The organism is Gilliamella sp. ESL1225 (genome assembly GCF_058502635.1).
In genome coordinates this window covers 12,600-32,669 of record NZ_CP196358.1, presented here as the reverse complement: position 1 = coordinate 32,669, position 20,070 = coordinate 12,600, and the positions used below count along the sequence as shown (strand labels likewise).

13 protein-coding genes are annotated in these 20,070 nt (G+C 36.2%); 8 read left to right on the top strand and 5 right to left on the bottom strand.

Annotated features, from left to right (window positions below; all coding sequences use genetic code 11):
- Window positions 1–54: 54 nt before the first annotated feature.
- The 3 genes from tuf to nusG all read left to right on the top strand — a co-directional run bounded on the left by tuf (window position 55) and on the right by nusG (window position 2,319).
- Window positions 55–1,239, top strand: a complete 1,185-nt coding sequence (gene tuf, locus ACSYSW_RS00105) for an elongation factor Tu (RefSeq protein ID WP_491705273.1) — start codon at window positions 55–57, stop codon at window positions 1,237–1,239.
- A gap of 131 nt (window positions 1,240–1,370) precedes the next feature.
- Window positions 1,371–1,772, top strand: a complete 402-nt coding sequence (gene secE / locus ACSYSW_RS00100; RefSeq protein ID WP_491705274.1) for a preprotein translocase subunit SecE — start codon at window positions 1,371–1,373, stop codon at window positions 1,770–1,772.
- A 1-nt stretch (window position 1,773) separates the two neighbouring features.
- Window positions 1,774–2,319, top strand: coding sequence for a transcription termination/antitermination protein NusG (gene nusG, locus ACSYSW_RS00095; RefSeq protein WP_491705275.1), 546 nt, complete (start codon window positions 1,774–1,776; stop codon window positions 2,317–2,319).
- Between the two features lie 131 nt (window positions 2,320–2,450).
- On the opposite strand, the gene ACSYSW_RS00090 is transcribed toward nusG, so the two are convergent.
- A complete protein-coding gene (locus ACSYSW_RS00090) occupies window positions 2,451–4,367 on the bottom strand; it encodes an ABC transporter ATP-binding protein (RefSeq protein ID WP_491706268.1) in 1,917 nt (638 codons plus the stop codon).
- A gap of 215 nt (window positions 4,368–4,582) precedes the next feature.
- Complete coding sequence (locus ACSYSW_RS00085; RefSeq protein ID WP_491705277.1) at window positions 4,583–6,592, bottom strand: OPT family oligopeptide transporter; 2,010 nt, start codon at window positions 6,590–6,592, stop codon at window positions 4,583–4,585.
- 170 nt (window positions 6,593–6,762) lie between these two features.
- On the opposite strand from ACSYSW_RS00085, the gene mazG reads away from it, so the two are divergent.
- Both mazG and ACSYSW_RS00075 read left to right on the top strand, forming a co-directional pair.
- Window positions 6,763–7,542, top strand: coding sequence for a nucleoside triphosphate pyrophosphohydrolase (gene mazG / locus ACSYSW_RS00080; RefSeq protein ID WP_491706267.1), 780 nt, complete (start codon window positions 6,763–6,765; stop codon window positions 7,540–7,542).
- Between the two features lie 35 nt (window positions 7,543–7,577).
- The gene (locus ACSYSW_RS00075) at window positions 7,578–8,018 is read left to right on the top strand and encodes a hypothetical protein (protein ID WP_491705279.1); all 441 of its coding nucleotides are present in this window, start codon (window positions 7,578–7,580) and stop codon (window positions 8,016–8,018) included.
- 26 nt (window positions 8,019–8,044) lie between these two features.
- Here the strand turns inward: ACSYSW_RS00075 and cysE are convergent, their stop codons facing one another.
- The 3 genes from cysE to codB form a co-directional block, all read right to left on the bottom strand.
- On the bottom strand, window positions 8,045–8,833 hold the full coding sequence (gene cysE / locus ACSYSW_RS00070; RefSeq protein ID WP_491706266.1) for a serine O-acetyltransferase: 789 nt from the start codon (window positions 8,831–8,833) through the stop codon (window positions 8,045–8,047).
- A gap of 168 nt (window positions 8,834–9,001) precedes the next feature.
- On the bottom strand, window positions 9,002–10,291 hold the full coding sequence (locus ACSYSW_RS00065) for a cytosine deaminase (RefSeq protein ID WP_491706265.1): 1,290 nt from the start codon (window positions 10,289–10,291) through the stop codon (window positions 9,002–9,004).
- A complete protein-coding gene (gene codB, locus ACSYSW_RS00060; protein ID WP_491705282.1) occupies window positions 10,281–11,540 on the bottom strand; it encodes a cytosine permease in 1,260 nt (419 codons plus the stop codon). The genes ACSYSW_RS00065 and codB overlap by 11 nt, the downstream gene beginning before the upstream one ends.
- A 384-nt stretch (window positions 11,541–11,924) precedes the next feature.
- Here codB and glnS point away from each other — a divergent pair, with 384 nt between their 5' ends.
- The 3 genes from glnS (at window position 11,925) to ACSYSW_RS00045 (ending at window position 19,875) form a co-directional block, all read left to right on the top strand.
- A complete protein-coding gene (gene glnS, locus ACSYSW_RS00055; protein ID WP_491706264.1) occupies window positions 11,925–13,598 on the top strand; it encodes a glutamine--tRNA ligase in 1,674 nt (557 codons plus the stop codon).
- 282 nt (window positions 13,599–13,880) lie between these two features.
- Window positions 13,881–17,819, top strand: coding sequence for a phosphoribosylformylglycinamidine synthase (gene purL, locus ACSYSW_RS00050; RefSeq protein WP_491706263.1), 3,939 nt, complete (start codon window positions 13,881–13,883; stop codon window positions 17,817–17,819).
- A 460-nt stretch (window positions 17,820–18,279) separates the two neighbouring features.
- Window positions 18,280–19,875 (top strand): hypothetical protein, encoded by a 1,596-nt coding sequence (locus ACSYSW_RS00045; protein WP_491706262.1) that lies wholly within the window; start codon window positions 18,280–18,282, stop codon window positions 19,873–19,875.
- The last annotated feature ends 195 nt before the right edge of the window (window positions 19,876–20,070 follow it).

Here is a 20,070-nt window from a genome sequence, read left to right as displayed (position 1 = left end):
CTTGGTTAATGTGGTGATTCACCACCGATTTGTATTACATTTGAGGGACTATCGATGTCTAAAGAAAAATTTGAACGTACAAAACCGCACGTTAACGTAGGTACAATCGGCCACGTTGACCATGGTAAAACAACTTTAACAGCAGCAATTACCTCAGTACTTGCTAAAAAATATGGTGGTCAAGCTCGTGCATTCGATCAAATCGATAATGCACCAGAAGAAAAAGCACGTGGTATCACCATCAACACATCTCACGTAGAATATGACACTCCAACACGTCACTATGCACACGTTGACTGCCCAGGCCATGCTGACTATGTTAAAAACATGATCACAGGTGCAGCTCAAATGGATGGTGCGATTCTAGTTGTTGCAGCAACAGATGGACCAATGCCACAAACTCGCGAACATATCTTATTAGGACGTCAAGTAGGTGTACCTTACATCATCGTATTTTTAAATAAATGTGATATGGTTGATGACGAAGAATTATTAGAATTAGTTGAAATGGAAGTTCGCGATCTTCTAACGCAATATGATTTCCCAGGTGATGATACACCAATTATCCGTGGCTCAGCGTTAAAAGCATTAGAAGGCGATGCGCAATGGGAAGACAAAATTGTAGAATTAGCAGAAGCTTTAGATACTTATATCCCAGAGCCAGAGCGTGATATTGATAAACCATTCTTATTACCAATTGAAGACGTATTCTCAATTTCAGGACGCGGAACAGTTGTAACAGGACGAGTAGAGCGCGGAATTATCAAAGTAGGTGATGAAGTTGAAATTGTGGGTATCAAACCGACGACGAAAACAACTTGTACTGGTGTAGAAATGTTCCGTAAATTATTAGACGAAGGTCGTGCGGGTGAAAACGTAGGTGTATTATTACGTGGTACAAAACGTGAAGACATCGAACGTGGTCAAGTACTTGCAAAACCGGGTTCAATTACACCACATACCGATTTTGAATCAGAAGTTTATATTTTAAGTAAAGAAGAAGGTGGACGTCACACTCCATTCTTCAAAGGTTACCGTCCACAATTCTATTTCCGTACAACAGACGTAACAGGAACAATTGAGTTACCTGAAGGTGTAGAAATGGTAATGCCAGGCGATAACATCAAAATGACAGTAAGCCTAATTCACCCAATTGCGATGGCAGACGGATTACGTTTTGCGATTCGTGAAGGTGGTCGTACTGTAGGTGCCGGTGTTGTTGCTAAGGTAATCAAATAATTAGCAAATTTGCCTGAATATAAAGGGCATCAATTGATGCCCTTTATCATCTAGTTTGTTTTACAAAATGTTTTTATTAAAGAGCATTTCGAAAAACATAAACTATTAAATAACTTAATTATAGGTTTTATATGCGAGCAAATAATCAGAATCAAAATACAAATACGATTCTAGACAAATTTAAGTGGATTTTAGTTCTAGTATTGATTGCGTTTATTGTTTGGGGAAATTTTTATTTTGCCGCACCTAATGATATTTATCAGCCTCATTACACAATCCGAATTAGTATTGTTGTTTTAATTTCACTTATCACCTTATTTATTGCGGCAACAACAAAAACTGGCAAAGCGTTTATCCAATTTGCCAAAGAATCACGAAAGGAATTACGAAAAGTTGTATGGCCAACGCGTAAAGAAGCAACGCAAACTACTGGACTTGTTATTATTGTAACGTTAATTGTTGGTTTAGCGCTTTGGGGACTGGATTCATTTTTTAATTCAGTAGTCTTTTATTTAACTACAATAGGGCGTTAAGATGAGTGAAGCACAGCAAAAGAGATGGTATGTGATTCAAGCTTATTCTGGATATGAAGCACGTGTTGCGCAATCATTACGTGAATATATTAAATTACACAATATGGAAGATGCTTTTGGCGAAGTATTAGTACCTACTGAAGAAGTTGTTGAAATCAAAAGTGGTCAACGTCGCAAAAGTGAACGTAAATTTTTCCCTGGTTATGTTTTAGTTGAAATGATGATGAACGATGCAACATGGCACCTTGTAAAAAGTGTACCACGTACATTAGGCTTTATTGGCGGCACATCGGATAGACCTGCACCAATTAGTCAACGTGAAGTTGATGCGATCATGAATCGTTTACAACAAGTTGGTGATAAACCTCGTCCTAAAACATTATTTGAACCAGGCGAAATGGTTCGAGTTAATGAAGGTCCATTTGCTGATTTTAATGGTGTTGTTGAAGAAGTTGATTACGAAAAAAGTCGCTTAAAAGTATCGGTTTCTATTTTTGGTCGACCGACACCTGTTGAACTTGATTTTAGTCAAGTTGAAAAAAGTTAGTTAATATTAATTTATAAAAAAAGCATCGCTAAAAACGATGCTTTTTTTATATCATCTTTTTATTCAAATTAAAGAATAATAAAAATAGTTAGTTTTTAAATATTTTTAACGATCACACATTATTATTTATTTTATTCAGATAAAAACTCGTCTAACTGCTGTTGCAGATCTAACCAATTGCATTCGCATTCATCTAATTGTGATTTAAGATAGCTTTGTTTTTGTAATATTTCATTCAATTGTGCTTTTTTACTCGCCTCATAAAGATCGCCATCAGCCAGTAAAACTTCTAAATTTTTGAGCTCTGTTGTTAACTTTTCTAGCTTTGTTTCTTCTACTTGTAATTGTTTTTTAAGTGGCTGCATTTGATTACGTTTTTCAGCTGCCTTACGTTTTTGTTCTTTACGATCTTGCGCAGAAATATTATTAATTATTTCATTTTTGTTAGATGAAGCATGCTCGTTAATTTTGCCGTTATTATCTTCGGCCAGCCATTTTTGGTAATCATCTAGATCCCCCGCAAAAGGTTCAACTTTAGCATCGTTAACTAAATAAAATTCGTCCGTTATTGAACGTAATAAATGTCTATCATGAGAAACGACAACAAGCGCTCCATCAAAATCAATTAAAGCTTCGGTTAAAGCTTGCCGCATATCTAAATCGAGATGATTTGTGGGTTCATCTAACAATAATAAGTTTGGTTTTTGCCAGACGATGAGTGCTAGTACCAATCTTGCTTTTTCACCGCCGGAAAAGGTGGCAACCGGTTCATGCACTTTATCACCTTGAAAATCAAAGCCGCCCAAATAATTCCGTAAAGTTTGTTCGGTAATTTGCTTATCGGCAATTTGTATTAAATGCCATAGTGGGGATTCATCAGCACGCAAATATTCTAGTTGATGTTGTGCAAAGTAACCTAGCTGTACTCCTTTAGCAAGGTTTATATGCCCTTCTTGAGGTGATAATTTACCGGCTAATAATTTAATTAATGTTGATTTACCTGCGCCATTACGGCCTAATAAACCTATACGCGATCCGGGTACTAGATTTAGTTTTATTTGTTTTAAAATAATCTTATCGTCGTAACCGGCGGTAACTTTATCCATATCAAGCAAGGGACTAGGTAAAAAATCGGCGGGTTTAAATTCAAAATGAAATGGATTATCGACATGAGCTGGCGCAATTAACTCCATTTTTTCAAGCATTTTTAAACGGCTTTGTGCTTGTTTAGCTTTCGTGGCTTTAGCGCGGAAACGGTCAATATAATGTTGCAAGTGAGCAACTTTTAGTTGCTGACTCTCGTATAATGATTGTTGTTGAGCTAATTTAGTACTACGTTGTTTTTCAAACGATGAGTAATTACCGGTATATTCAAAAAGTTGTTGATTTTCAATATGGATAATTTTATTGACTAAAGGATCTAAAAAATCGCGATCATGTGAGATTAAAATAAGCGTCCCTGAATAACGAGATAACCATTTTTCAAGCCAAATCACCGCATCTAAATCCAAATGGTTAGTTGGTTCATCTAAAAGTAATAGATCTGAACGGCACATTAATGCTTGCGCTAAATTCAATCGCATACGCCAACCGCCTGAATAAGATTTTACAGGTAATAATAATTGCTCGTTTGAAAAACCAAGACCATGCAATAAACTTGCCGCTCTAGATTGAATTGTCCATGCATCAATTGCATCAAGTTTATCATGTAGCAGTGCAATTTTTTGCCCGTCATTATCTTGGTTAGCTTGTAATAGCTGCTGATTAAGCTGGCGATATTCTCGATCTCCATCAATTGCATATTCAATTGCTGGAACGTCTAAAGCAGGTGTTTCTTGATTTACCCAAGCTAAGCGCCAATGCAATGGAACCGTTAAACTGCCGGAATCAACCGATAATTGCCCTTTAATTAAAGAAAATAATGTTGATTTACCACAACCATTTTTACCAACAAGTCCGACTTTTTGTTGAGGATTGATAGTAGCAGATGCATTATCTAGTAATAAATTAATGCCAAAGCGAAATTGAATAGAATCAAAAATAATCATGATAAATTGGAATGGCGATAAGAATAATAACAAGCTGTATATAGTAGCAAAAAAAGGGGTAAAGAGCCATGTTATTAGAGGCGACTATGTTAGGAAAATGCCGTATCGATAAGCAATAAATCAACCGAATAATTTTTATATTTAATGATTTGCTTTTATCGCGAAATTTGGCAAGTTAGCAAATTTCGCGACTTTCATAAGGAAAGGCAATTAAATTAAGATTTATCTTGTAATGCTGACAAAGCCCGTCTAACAAACATTATACAAATTAACGCAAATACAAAAAGCCCTAAACATTGAGGCAAATAGCCAAGATCATACGGTAAAGCTAATGGTGCATCGCTACCATCATTTGTTACGCTAATAACGATTAAAGAAGCCATAAGGACACCAACAAGGCTTTCACCGACAATGAAACCTGCCGCAATTAATGAAGCTTTACGATCCACTTTTTTAAAGGTTTCATCTGCATTTAATTTTTTCTTTTTAGCATAGTTTGTACAGCGATATTTAATAAACCATGATAATACAGATCCTAAAAAAATGGTTGATGTTATCGTTGGCGGTAAATAAATACCCATCCCAATGGCTAAAGCTGGAATACGAAATTTACACTTATTTTTGGCTAACACTAAATCGATAATGATGGCCATTGTCCCAACCGCAAGACCAATCAAAATCATATTCCATTGTAATGAGTCTGAAAATATTCCTTTAGCAATCGACGCCATTAAGGTAGCTTGAGGAGCAGACAAGATTTGCGAAGGATCCATATTATCGCGCGGTAACGCACCAGCAAAGCCATAGGCGTTATATAACATATCTAAAACAGGCGCGATAATTATAGCACCGATGATACAACCTATAATTAGGGCAACTTGTTGCTTCCAAGGGGTAGCATCAACTAGATAGCCGGTTTTTAGATCTTGTAAATTATCATTAGCAATACAAGCAATGGCTTGCACGACACAGGTTGTAAAAATGGCAAGCGCTATTGCAAAATTGGTTTTTTCAGGTGTATCAAAAATATCATGTAATTCTGTTATACCTAATAACATTAATGAAATAATCATAATAGCAATAATGCCAATGCCAGAAATAGGGCTTGCAGAAGAACCCACTAGACCCGCCATATAACCACATGCAGCAGCAATTAGAAAACCAATAATAAAAGCAGTAAAAACGCAACCTATTACAAGCCCCCACCCTAACCAAGGTGATAAACCGCTATCTGACACAAAAACGGAAAAAGTGCCAATTAAAATAATTAACATTGCTCCAGTAATAGCCAAAATTATTTTTGGTGATAAATCTTTTTCAGTGCGGGGTGTCTGACTTTTTGTTGTTGATGTACTTAATAGGCGAAATGATGATTTAAAACCTTCAATCAAAGGTTTGATTAATATTAAAAGCGTCCAAATTGCAGCTATAGCGATAGTGCCAGCACCGATATAACGGATATCTGACTTCCATAGGCTCATGGCAACTTGTGATATCGGTAAATTCGTATCATAATCGGTTACAAAGCTTAAAATAGGTACGCCAAATCCCCAGGCAATAATGGTACCAATTAAAATAGCAATCCCCGCCATAATACCGATTAAATAGCCAGCACTTAATAAGGCAAGAGAAAACCCTAGTGGAAGTTGAAAAATCGTCTTCCCACTATGAAACCAATAACTAACATTGTCGGATAATAATTTAAGTCCACTAGTGAAAAAACAGATAACTGATGCAATTATGCCACCAAATAAAATGTCATATAATCCTTTTTTATTTTCGTTATTGTCAGAATGGCAGCCTGCTTTTAAAATTTCAGCCGCGGCAACTCCTTCTGGATACGGTAAATCACTTTGTACAACTAGCGCATGACGTAAGGGAATTGAAAATAATACACCCAGTATACCGCCTGAACAGCAAACAAAAAACGTTAACCAAAAAGGAAAATTATGCCAATATCCGACGATTAATAAAGCAGGAATAACAAAAATAACGGATGTGAGTGTTCCAGATGCTGAAGCTTGTGTTTGTATCATGTTATTTTCTAGAATGTTAGATTTAGAAAACATTCTTAAAATTGCCATAGAAATAACAGCCGCAGGAATGGCAGACGAGAAGGTTAATCCGACTTTTAAACCAAGGTAAACATTTGAAGCCGTAAAAATTACGGTAATTAAAGCGCCAAGTATAACGCCTCGAAATGTTAATTCACGTAAATTATTCATATTGTTTATATATTAAATTTAAAATTAACCTGAAATTATACTCTGTTATGGCAGTAAATTGGCGGTTTTGTTTTAAACAAAGAAGGTATTTACCATATTTTAACTATTGGTTAACGTATTTTTTTGCTATTGGTTATAATAAACATAAATTATTATAAAGGTATTGCGCTATGCTAAACGGACTCGAACGCTTGCAACAAATTATAGAAAAACTCCGCCATCCAACCGATGGGTGTGAATGGGATCGTAAACAAACTATGCAATCACTAAAACCTTATACACTCGAAGAAACGTACGAAGTGTTAGATGCAATTGATAAAAAAGATATGCTTGCATTAAAACAAGAACTAGGTGATTTATTATTTCATATTATTTTTTATGCTGATTTAGCCAATGACAAGCAGGCGTTTAATTTTAATGATATTGCAAATAGTGTTGCGGATAAATTAACTGCTCGTCATCCTCATATTTTTACAGGTAATTCATTAACAAAATCGAATTGGGAAGAGATTAAACAGCAAGAACGCAATCAAAAACAAGCATATTCATTATTAGATGATATAGCCGAAACGTTACCGGCTTTAATGCGCGCTGAAAAAATTCAAAAACGTTGCGCGTCGGTTGGTTTTGATTGGCAATCTGTCGAACCGGTATTGGATAAGGTTAAAGAAGAAATAAATGAAGTGGCGGATGAAATTCATCGTGATCCGCCTATTATCGATAAAATTAATGAAGAAATTGGCGATCTACTTTTTGCAACCGTTAATTTAGCAAGGCATTTTCATATTAATCCTGAGTTTTGTTTAGCGCAGGCAAATCACAAATTTATCCGCCGTTTTCGGCAAGTTGAAAGCTTGTTAAAAAAACAAAATATCACATTATTTGATGCCTCGCTGACAACGATGGAAGAGGCATGGCAACAGGTTAAGCAATTGGAAAAATCGCAATAAATTTAATTTACATTAATTTAATTAAGGGCAAAATTATGACAGAAACAAAAAATGAGCTTTATCAAGAAATCGAGGCATGGTCACAAAATGCCATTATTAATAGTCCTGCATGGAGTATTAATCAGTTAGATTATTCCGAAAAAAGTATTACGGTTGTCGAAATGATCATTAGTGAGCTTGCTGAGAAAAATTTAACCATAGCCGATGATCAGTTAGAAATGATATCACGTGAATATGGTTGTTATTTGTTATTAACTGCCCATAAAATTTATGGCGGCGAGTTTTTTTGGAATGAAGAATTCCAGCAACCTATGCTAATTTGTTGCGAGCCAAAAGCAACTATTGTACTTATGACGTGGAATAAAGTGAAAGGTCGCTTATGTGGTGATAAAGCTGATCATCTCGCTTATTTTATGGATGAATTTGGCAGAGCAACTTTTGAACCTGAGCCAGGAACACAAGTTATTTATATGTAAGTTTAAACATTGCAGATAAAAATGATTTAGATATTTTGATTCATATCAAAAGCAGGTTTATCACAATTTGGGCAACCAACAATTCTAGCGGGAACACCAGCAACCGTCGTATGAGGTGGAACTGGCTCAAGCACGACCGAGCCAGCTCCAATTTTGGCTCCAGCACCTATCTCGATATTACCTAGTATTGTTGAGTTGGCTCCGATCATTACCCCTTCTCGAATTTTAGGATGGCGATCGCCTGTTTCTTTACCCGTTCCGCCTAAAGTAACAGATTGCAGAATTGACACATCATTTTCGATAACTGCCGTTTGCCCAATGACAATACCGGTTGCATGATCGAACATTACCCCTGAACCTATAGATGCTGCAGGATGAATATCAACGCCCAACACAATGGCAATTTGACTTTGCCAAAAACTGGCTAAAGATTGTCGATTTTGTTGCCAAAGCCAATGAGCGATACGATAGGCTTGCAAAGATAAAAAACCTTTAGAATATAATAAAGGCGTAGAATAATAATGTGTTGCAGGATCACGATGGTAGACAGCTAAAATATCAATCGCAGTAGATTCAATAATCGAGCTATCAGCTTGATAAGCTTGCCGTGTAATTTCGCGTATATCAATGGCTGACATGACATAATTTGATAATTTATTCGCTAAAATATAGCCAAGTGAACTCCCTAAATTATCATGATTTAATAAAGTGGCATGAAAATAACTGGCGAGCATTGGCTCGCTTTCAATTAGCTCAAGAGCTTCTTGATAAATGCATCGCCATAATTCATTGGGTTTTATCACTTTTTTTGTCATGCGCCATATATCCTTAAATGAAATGAAAATCGGGTTATATTGTTTCGTAAATTAGCCGGTTATGCAAGTAGACCGTTATATGTGTTTAATTTTAGGTAACATTATGCTTAAAAAATTAAGGCAACTAAAATAGTTGCCTTTTTGGGAAAATAATAATTGTTAGGTTAATTATTTATATGTAACAAATTCGGTTTTATCAAATTGTTGACCGGTATATAACTGCGTTTTAGCCGGCGTTGTTTCGGCAATAAGGTTACCATGGCGTATAGAATATCTAACAGGCGTTTGACGACGTACCGCATCAAAACCATTTTGTGCCGGTAAAATGATAAAATTTGCTGGATTATTTACTTTAATGCCATATTCATCATCGGCTAAATTTAAAGTTTTAGCGCTGTATGTTGTAATTAAATTTAGTCCTTGATTGATTTGTTCATAGCCCATTAATTGACAAACATGCAGCCCCATATGCAAGACTTGTAGCATGTTAGCCGTCCCTAACGGATACCAAGGATCGAACACATCATCATGCCCAAAACAAACATTAATTCCTGCCGATAACATTTCTTTTACGCGGGTAATACCTCGACGCTTTGGATAAGTATCGAATCGACCTTGTAAGTGAATATTAACCAAGGGATTGGCAACAAAATTAATGCCCGATAATTTAAGTAACCTAAATAGGCGCGACGTATAAGCACCATTATACGAATGCATAGCAGTTGTATGACTAGCCGTTACTTTATGTCCCATACCTTCTTTATGTGCTAAGGCTGCAACAGTTTCAACAAAACGTGATTGTTCGTCATCAATTTCGTCACAATGTACATCGATAAGGCGATCGTAACGTTTAGCTAAATCAAAAATAAAATGCAAAGATTCCACACCATATTCACGAGTAAATTCAAAGTGCGGAATTGCGCCAATGACATCGGCACCTAATTTAACCGCTTCTTCTAACAAGGTTTTACCATTAGGATAAGATAAGATACCTTCTTGAGGGAAGGCAACAATTTGTAGATCTATCCAAGGTTTGATTTCTTGTTTGACTTCTAGCATTGCTTTTAAAGCGACTAATGTAGGATCTGAGACATCAACATGTGTTCGCACATGTTGAATACCGTTTGCAATTTGCCATTTTAAGGTTTTCAATGCCCGTTCTTTTACATCATCATGGGTCAAAAATGCTTTACGCTCTGCCCAACGTTCAATGCCCTCAAATAGAGTGCCGGATTGATTCCAAGCGGGTTGCCCTGCTGTTTGTGTCGTGTCTAAATGAATATGAGGTTCAATAAAAGGTGGAACGGCAAGTCCACCCTCAGCATCAAGTATCTGATTGCTGTTATTATTCATATTATCTTGGTTAATTTGATCGATTTTGCCATCTTTAATGATGATGTTCCAAAGTCCTTCTCGATCCATTAATCTAACATTTGAAACAGTGATATTATTTGACATATTTTATTTCTTTACCTTGAGATGATTTAATTTGCTGCATAATAAGAGAAAGTAGCATATAACTTATCGCGCTACAAAAGACTGAATTAAGCGATGGAATACCGGGTAATATATTGGCACTTAATATGCCAACAGCAACAGCAACAATGGCAATCCAATTAATTTGACGATGACCCGCGTTAGATAATAAAACATACTCTTTTTTACGTAATAGATAATCAGCAATTATTACTCCACCTATAGGTGGAATGGCAATTGATAAGAAGGTTAACCATCCCACAAAGTTATCATATAACCAATTTGCACACAAAGTGCCTATAATTCCATTAAATATAGCCAATCCTTTACTGGAGAGTTTAGTAATATTTGCCATGCCAAGACCAGACGCGTAAAGCGCGTTATCGTTAGTTGTCCAAATATTTAAACCGAGCACAATAATAGCTGGAATAACTAACCCTTGTGCAATCATAACATCTGAGATATCTGACTTACCGGCTGAAGCTGCACCCGCAGCGCCAAAGATAAACATTAAAGAATTACCGAATAAAAACGCAAAGATAACAATTAAAAACACATATTTGGCTTTACGCCCAAAACGAACAAAATCGGCGGTTAAGGTACCGGCACTGATAAAAGAGCCAATGACAATGGTTAACGCGGCGGCAAAGCTCATGGGATGGGCTGGTTCAATGGCAATTAATTTAGCAACGCCACCACTACTTTCAACAGCAATCCATACCGAATAACAACCTAAAATGGCAATCGCAGGGACGGCAATGAGCGATAAATAAAATAAGGCTTTAATACCTTCAAATGCAACGGTCAAAGTCATGCATAAGCCAAAGATACCAATTAAAATATACTTATCTATTCCTGTTACTTGACTAATCGGTAAGGCAAACATTGCAAGACCTACACCAAACCAACCTATTTGTGTAACGGCTAATAAAAAAGAAGGTAACCATGATCCTTTTAAACCAAAAGAAAATCTAGCCAACAAATGTGTCGAAAGCCCCGTTTTAGCGCCGATATAGCCAAGTAGTGCGCTATAAATCCCAAGGATTAAATTGCCAATAAATAACGCTAAAAAGAACTCATTAAATGATAAACCGATTCCTAATTTCCCACCTGCTAACATACTTGCTGAAAAAAAGGTCATACTAAGCATAATAAATGTGAGGGATAATAAACTTTTTTTCGCCGATGAAGGAACGGCTTCTTGACTAAAATTCTCATCTTTTTTTGACATGGTTAACCTTCTTGTCTGTAATAAATGTGGCGCATATTATAATGATTTTAAACATGATTACTATGTTAAAAATATTAATATAATTTAATGCATTGAAAAAATAAGAGTATTATTTTTGAGACAGAATTAAGGCAAAAAAGCACTAAAATTAAGGTAATTAACACATATTATTAATCAATTGGAAAGTCAATTGCCTAACTCATAAATTTAGTAAAAGGAAATTGTTAAATAGTGATTGGATTTTTAAGGCATAATAAACATTTAAGAATAGTTAATCTTAAGATTTAAGAAATCTAAAAAATTTGTTATATTCTTGCCCTATCATGATAAAGGTTCAGATCGAATTTTTAAAAATTATTATAGAAAAATAATCAGAGGTTTTTTATGAGCGGTTCATTACCGACAGAGTCACGACCAACTAATTTTATCCGTCAAATTATTGATACGGATCTTGCTGAGGGTAAATATAAAACCATTCATACCCGCTTCCCACCTGAACCCAATGGCTATTTACATATTGGTCATGCTAAATCTATCTGCCTTAATTTTGGTGTTGCTCAAGATTATCGCGGTAAATGTAATTTACGTTTTGATGATACCAATCCAGTCAAAGAAGATGTCGAATATGTCGATTCTATTAAACAAGATGTGCAATGGTTAGGTTTTGAATGGGATGATAAAGTTTGTTATTCGTCGGATTATTTTGACCAGCTTTATGATTATGCAATTGAACTGATTAAAAAAGGGCTTGCCTATGTAGATGAACTCTCGGCGGACGAAATACGTGAATATCGCGGCACTTTAACTCAAGCAGGTAAAAACAGCCCATACCGAGATCGCAGTATTGATGAGAATCTCGCTCTTTTTATACAAATGAAAGACGGTAAATTTACCGAAGGCAGTGCTTGCTTACGCGCCAAAATTGATATGGCATCCCCTTTTATCGTAATGCGAGATCCAGTTTTATATCGTATAAAATTTGCAGAACATCACCAAACGGGTAATAAATGGTGTATTTATCCAATGTATGATTTTACCCACTGTATATCGGATGCAATTGAAAATATTACCCATTCATTATGTACACTTGAATTCCAAGATAATCGTCGTTTATACGATTGGGTACTTGATAACATTAGTATTAGCGCAAGACCTCATCAATATGAATTTTCACGATTAAATTTAGAGTATGCGATAACCTCAAAACGCAAATTAAATCTATTAGTAACCGAAGGCATTGTTGACGGCTGGAATGATCCGCGCATGCCAACCATTTCGGGTATGCGTCGCCGTGGTTATACGCCATTTGCAATACGTGATTTCTGCCATCGTATTGGTGTAACAAAACAAGAAAATACGGTTGAAATGAGTACGCTTGAATTTTGCATTCGCGAAGATCTCAACGAAAATGCGCCACGAGCAATGGCAGTATTAGATCCAGTTAAAGTGATTATTGAAAACTTTTCGCCGAAGGTTGACGAAGTATTAACCATGCCAAATCATCCAAACCGACCTGAACTTGGTGAAAGACAAGTCACTTTTACCCAACAATTATATATCGATCGCGCTGATTTTCGTGAAGAAGCGAATAAAAATTATAAGCGATTAGTATTAGGTAAAGAAGTTCGGTTACGTAATGCTTATGTAATCCGTGCTGAGCGAATCGAAAAAGACGCGCAAGGTAATATTCAAACCATTTATTGTACTTATGATCCCAATACGTTAAATAAAAATCCAGAAGATGGACGCAAAATAAAAGGCGTTATCCATTGGGTGTCAGCTAAATTTGCCTTACCTGCTGAAATTCGATTATATGATAGATTATTTAACACGCCAAATCCGGGAGCTGCCGAGGATTTTTTAGCAACGATTAACGAAAATTCATTGTTGATTAAACAAGGCTTTGTTGAACCAAGTTTGCAAATGGCACAAGCAGAAAAAGCGTATCAATTTGAGCGTGAAGGTTATTTTTGCTTAGATAGCAAATATGCAACTAAGGATAATCTTGTTTTTAATCGAACTGTCGGATTAAGAGATAGCTGGAACGAAAATAATTAATTATTTTTAGTGCATTATTTATTAATTAAAACCTCGTTAACTAATACATGAACGAGGTTCTTTTGGTTTTAGGTTTTTTATTTTGGATGTCTTAATATTGAAAGATGCAGCGTGTGAAAAGTGTTTAACCTAAGCGAAATTTATCAATAATAAATGCATATTACACCTTGTTTTTAATGATAATTTTTTAGATACATTTATATTTATCATAGCAAGCTTGCCGAGTTTCTATTATAATACGCCTCTTTTCTCTCCAATTGCTGGTCAAAAAAGAGTGAACGCATGAAAATTTTAATTGGATCTACTGCATTATCTGCTTTTCGAATCAATAAAATCTTATCTGCCTGCCAACAAAAGTCCATTCCTATCAATCACATACAAACGCAATTTATTCATTTTATTGATTTAAAACAGCCTCTTAATCAAAAACAACAATCAACCTTAGATAAATTACTTGATTATGGTTTAAAGTTCGTAGATTCTTCAAATTCAAATTCAAATTCAAATTCAAATTCAAATTCAAATTCAAATTCAAATTCACCATTATTTTTTCTTATTGTTCCCCGAATTGGCACGATTTCACCATGGTCAAGCAAAGCAACCGATATTATGCATAATTGTGGATTAACAGCAATTGCACGTATTGAACGCGGTATTGCTTATACAGTGACAAGTGAGGTAAAGCTAACCTTTGAACAGCAAACAGAATTTACAAACTTAATTCATGACAGAATGGTTGAGAGTGTGTTAACAAGTTATGAACAAACGCATTCTCTTTTTAATGTACAAAAACCAGCGCCTTTAAAAATTATTCCATTATTAGAACAAGGCCAAAATGCCTTATTAACGGCTAATCATGAGCTAGGATTGGCTCTAGCGCCTGATGAAATAACGTATTTGTATGATCATTTCATCAAACTTAAGCGTAATCCAACTGATGTTGAATTATATATGTTTGCGCAAGCTAACTCTGAACATTGTCGTCATAAAATTTTTAATGCCAGTTGGACGATAGATAATCAGAAACAACCTTATTCACTTTTTCAGATGATCAAACATACTTATCAAGTGACACCTGATTACGTTTCATCTGCTTATAAAGATAATGCAGCAGTCATGGAGGGTTCACTTGCTGGTCGCTTTTTTGCTGATAGTGAAAGTCAAATTTATGCTTATCATAAGGAGCCAATTGATATCTTAATGAAGGTCGAAACGCATAATCATCCAACCGCTATCTCTCCTTGGGCGGGAGCCGCAACAGGAAGTGGTGGCGAAATTCGCGATGAAGGTGCAACAGGGCGTGGCGCAAAACCAAAGGCAGGATTAGTCGGCTTTTCTGTCTCAAATTTACGTATCCCCAATTTTATACAAGCTTGGGAGCAAGATTTTGGTAAACCTCAACGTATTGTGAGTGCTTTAACCATTATGACAGAAGGTCCGCTTGGCGCGGCAAGTTATAATAATGAATTTGGTCGCCCCGCTTTATTAGGCTATTTCCGTACCTATGAAGAAGAGGTAAATAGCCATAATGGACAAGAATTACGCGGCTATCATAAACCTATTATGTTAGCGGGTGGTATGGGCAATATGCGTCGAGAGCATATCATTAAACACCAATTTGCAAATGGATCGTTATTGATTGTGTTAGGTGGTGCAGCCATGAACATTGGTCTTGGTGGTGGCGCTGCCTCATCGATGGGATCGGGTCAATCAACTGAAAATCTTGATTTTACCTCGGTACAACGCGATAACCCTGAAATGGAAAGGCGCTGTCAAGAAGTCATTGATAAATGTTGGCAATTAGGTGATAGCAATCCCATTTTATTTATTCATGACGTTGGTGCCGGTGGGCTTTCAAATGCCATGCCAGAATTAATTAATGATGGTGGTTGCGGCGGTAAATTTGAATTACGTAAAATATATATTGCTGAGCCTAGTATGTCGCCGCTAGAAATATGGTGTAATGAATCACAAGAAAGATATGTACTTGCCATTCATCCTGATAATTTAGAACAATTTAAGCATATTTGTGAACGAGAACGTGCACCTTATGCTGTTATTGGGCAAGCAACGACTGAACGCGATCTTCATGTACATGATGATTATTTTCATAATACCCCCATCGACTTACCTTTATCGATATTATTAGGTAAAACACCAAAAATGCAGCGTAACGTTCAAACAAAACAGGCAAAAGGCGATGCATTTACAAGTCAATCGATTAATTTAGATGATGCCATTAATCGCCTATTACATTTACCTGCTATCGCCGAAAAATCCTTTTTAATTACGATAGGGGATAGAAGTGTTACGGGAATGGTAGCGCGTGATCAGATGGTAGGACCTTGGCAAGTTCCTGTTGCAAATTGTGCTGTAACAACGGCAAGTTATGATACTTATCATGGTGAAGCGATGTCGCTTGGCGAAAGAGCACCCATCGCATTACTTGATTTTGCCGCTTCCGCTAAAATGGCTGTTGGTGAAGCGATAACTAATATTGCAGCCACTAATATTGGTGATATTAAACGAATCAAATTATCAGCAAACTGGATGGTTGCCGCTGATCATCCTGCTGAAGAGGCAGGGTTATATCAAGCCGTTAAAGCAATTGGTGAAGAGCTTTGCCCAGCATTAAAGCTAAGTATTCCGGTCGGTAAAGACTCTATGTCAATGAAAACGACATGGCAACAGCAAGGTGAGCAAAAAAACATGACATCGCCGCTTTCTGTTGTGATTACGGCGTTTGCACGCGTTGAAGATGTGCGTAAAACTATCACACCACAATTACAAACAAAAGACGCTAATCACGTATTATTTATTGATTTAGCTCAGCAGCATCAATATTTAGGTGGTAGCGCTTTAGCGCAAGTATATAAACAAATTGGTCAAAAAAACCCCGATGTAAGAGATGCTAAACAGCTCCTTGCTTTTTTTAACGCCATGCAAGAATTGATACAACAACAGTTATTACTCGCTTATCATGATAGATCGGATGGCGGTTTATTTATCACCTTAGCCGAAATGGCATTTGCTGGTCATTGTGGACTTGAGATTGATATCACAGCTTTAGGTCGTGACATAATAGCTGCGTTATTTAATGAAGAATTAGGCGCCGTTATACAAGTGTCAGCAGATAAACTTGATACTGTTATGCGCTGTTTTGAAAAATATCACCTGCAAGACTCTATTTATCAATTAGGACAAGCAAAAGTCGGGCAACAAATCAATATCACAGCAAATGATAAGCCAATTTATCAGGCAACAAGGCAAAAATTACGTACCCTGTGGGCTGAAACATCATGGCAAATGCAGCGGTTACGGGATAATCCACAAACAGCCGATCAAGAACATCAAGCTAAACAAAATGAAGATGATCCCGGATTAAATGTACATCTCACCTTTGACGAAAAGCTCGATATAGCCGCCCCATTTATTAATAAAGGCAGCCGACCAAATATCGCAATATTACGTGAGCAAGGCGTTAATTCGCAATTAGAAATGGCAGCCGCATTTAATCGGGCTGGTTTTAATGCCATCGATGTGCATATGACGGATTTATTATTAGGTCACGTTACATTGACTGATTTTCATGCTCTTGCTGCCTGTGGTGGTTTTTCGTATGGGGATGTGCTTGGTGCTGGTGGGGGATGGGCAAAATCTATTTTATTTAATGAACGTTTATATCAACAATTTGCCCAATTTTTTGCTCGGCAAGATACATTAACATTAGGAGTATGTAATGGATGTCAAATGCTTGCTCATTTAAAAGAGATGATACCTGGGGCTAACTTATGGCCACGATTTATGCCTAATTTATCAGAACGTTTTGAAGCAAGATTTAGCCTAGTACAAATACAAAAAAGCCCCTCATTATTTTTTGCCGAAATGGCAGGATCGCATTTGCCGATTGCTGTTGCCCATGGAGAGGGGAGAGTGTTTTTTGAACACGATAAACAATTAGCGGAACTTGAAAAGGCTAAATTAGTCTCCCTACGTTTTATTGATAACTTTGGACAAAAAACAGAAAATTACCCAGCCAATCCAAACGGCTCACCAAATGGTATTACCGCCTTAACAACATTAGATGGACGCGTAACTATCATGATGCCACATCCAGAACGTGTTTTTAGAACTGTAAACAATTCATGGCATCCCAAAGAATGGCAAGAAAACAGTCCATGGATGCGGTTATTTTGTAATGCGCGTCGAGTGATGGGATAAAATTAATAGCCTAATTGACTTGTGCTATTTTCTTGCCATGACCTTCGCAAATAAAATAGCACTATCAAAAAAATGCAGCATTAAATTCAATTATTATTCTATAAATAGCGAGAAATCTATAATTAATGGAATATAAAAAACTATTTTTTTAAGTCATAAAATATCTCATTTCACAATATGATGCCGCTTTATTTTTTTGTAAAGAAAATGACTATAATGCAAGCATATGTCATATTTTTATTTATTTTAAAGATAAAAAATGTTTTCTAATACCAATTAAAGGTGTATGTTAAGAATATGTTTTTTCATAAAGATAGCTTAGGAAATTCAAAACCTAGGTAGTACTAAATTAGATTAGACTGTTTACAATTCACCTAATTTAACTTGGAAAACTTATAAAATGCATAAGGTAGTGCTAAAAAATGGAATCAAAAAAAATTGTGATAATTGTCAATTAGATATGTCTCTACAGTTAAGCTTGCTCCATACTTTTAATCAATATTGGCAACAAAATATCAACCCGAAATTATTGTTTGTTAAAATATCAACAAGATTATCTTCACTATTATTAAATCATAAATTAAAGTTATTACCCTTCTTAACGGTATTAATCACCTCATTATGTTCGCTTCCCCTAACTGCCAATGCGGCATTAGAAGCAGTAACGATAGGTAGAGTTCAAGGAACTGCGCCATATTTGTACTTATCGGATGGTACGCCGTTAAAGACTACAAATGAAGTGTTAGGCTTTACGATGCCTAAGCGCGATGGGAGTAAAGGTCGAGAACTAATTGATGTAAGCATGGCAAATACCGTTATTTCCGTGCCAGAGGGTCTCCGTTTTCAAGATGTATTGACGATGGTTAAAGCGGATGGTAATAACAACAAAATTCCTGCCATGGTGGCTGATGATGATGGTGATGCCGATATATCACCATCTGTTTCAGGTAGCATGAGGGTAACATGGTATGATAACAATGATAATATTGTTCCTCAGGCGAACATGGGGCAAGCATTATCAGCTTGTAGTGGGCCTTATAAATTAACATTAGAAAAAACGAGCGAAATCACTGTCAGCACCGAACATGGTTATCCTAGTTCTTCTTATTACATTGGAGCCTCTATTGTCACTTATACATTTGACGTAAATAAGCCTGGTATTTGTTATTTGCAGCCAGGAAGTCTAAGAATTAATGGAATTGGAGACTTGTTTAACATTACTAAATATAAAGATGGTTATAATCCAGCAACGTGGGTATATGATAGCAACAAGAACAAATCTTACGGATTTAAACCTAATGCGGGGTTTCCAACAATTGGATTTAATAAGGCAAACTTTACTATCATAGGTGCGGGTGACCAACGCAACTACCGCTGTCGCTTAGAGAGTGGTAGTTGGGTAACGTTATCAGGCACTGCAAATCAAAAACAAGGTCAAAATTGTACAGTTACTTATAATACAGAAACAAGACCAACCACACCTGTGACCATAGCGATCGATTATAGCGCTGATAATGGAAATACATGGAAAAAGAGCGCTAGTTACACGATTGCCGTACCAACTAAGTGGGCGATCTTCCACGGAGGACAAATACGCTATAATACTTTAAAAGGTTTTGAAGGTACTTATCCAGCTACTGAAGTATGTGGTGCACCTAAGATGAAGGGCTTAAGCGAAGCAAATATTAAAACTGCATCGAGTTATTTTTTTAACCCAGAAGAATTAACTAATGCGCCAGTAAAAAATAATGGTTATATGACATACACAGATGCCAATGGTTGGAAGCAAGTCGGTACTCCATTAGATTGGCTGAATGCATTTGAGGCTTTTTCGCGCGATGTGGATGGGACATTTACCGGCGAATGGGGGGATCTCTCTGCCTATATACCAAATTCTGATGTCCCTGATGGTGGTTTTTTCACTGTTTGGACGAGTCGTTTTTATGATTCATCTAGTGTAATTGTGGTACGCTTAAATGCGGGTGTAGTAAATATATTGTATTCTATGACTGACTCGAAGATTGATGCTAACACTTTTGTGATGTGTCGTGGGTAATAGAAGTTAACTCGATGACTTGATGTTTTTAGTTTAACTTTGTTGATAATATATTTAATCAACAAAGTTAAAGTGGTTTGATATAAAATTCTTTTTTTGTTTATTACTCTTTCCTTTTTTTCTTTCAATGTATTAAAAATTGATAGTAAAAAAATAAGTAATAATTTGCATCCTATTGCCATTAGGCAATAGGAT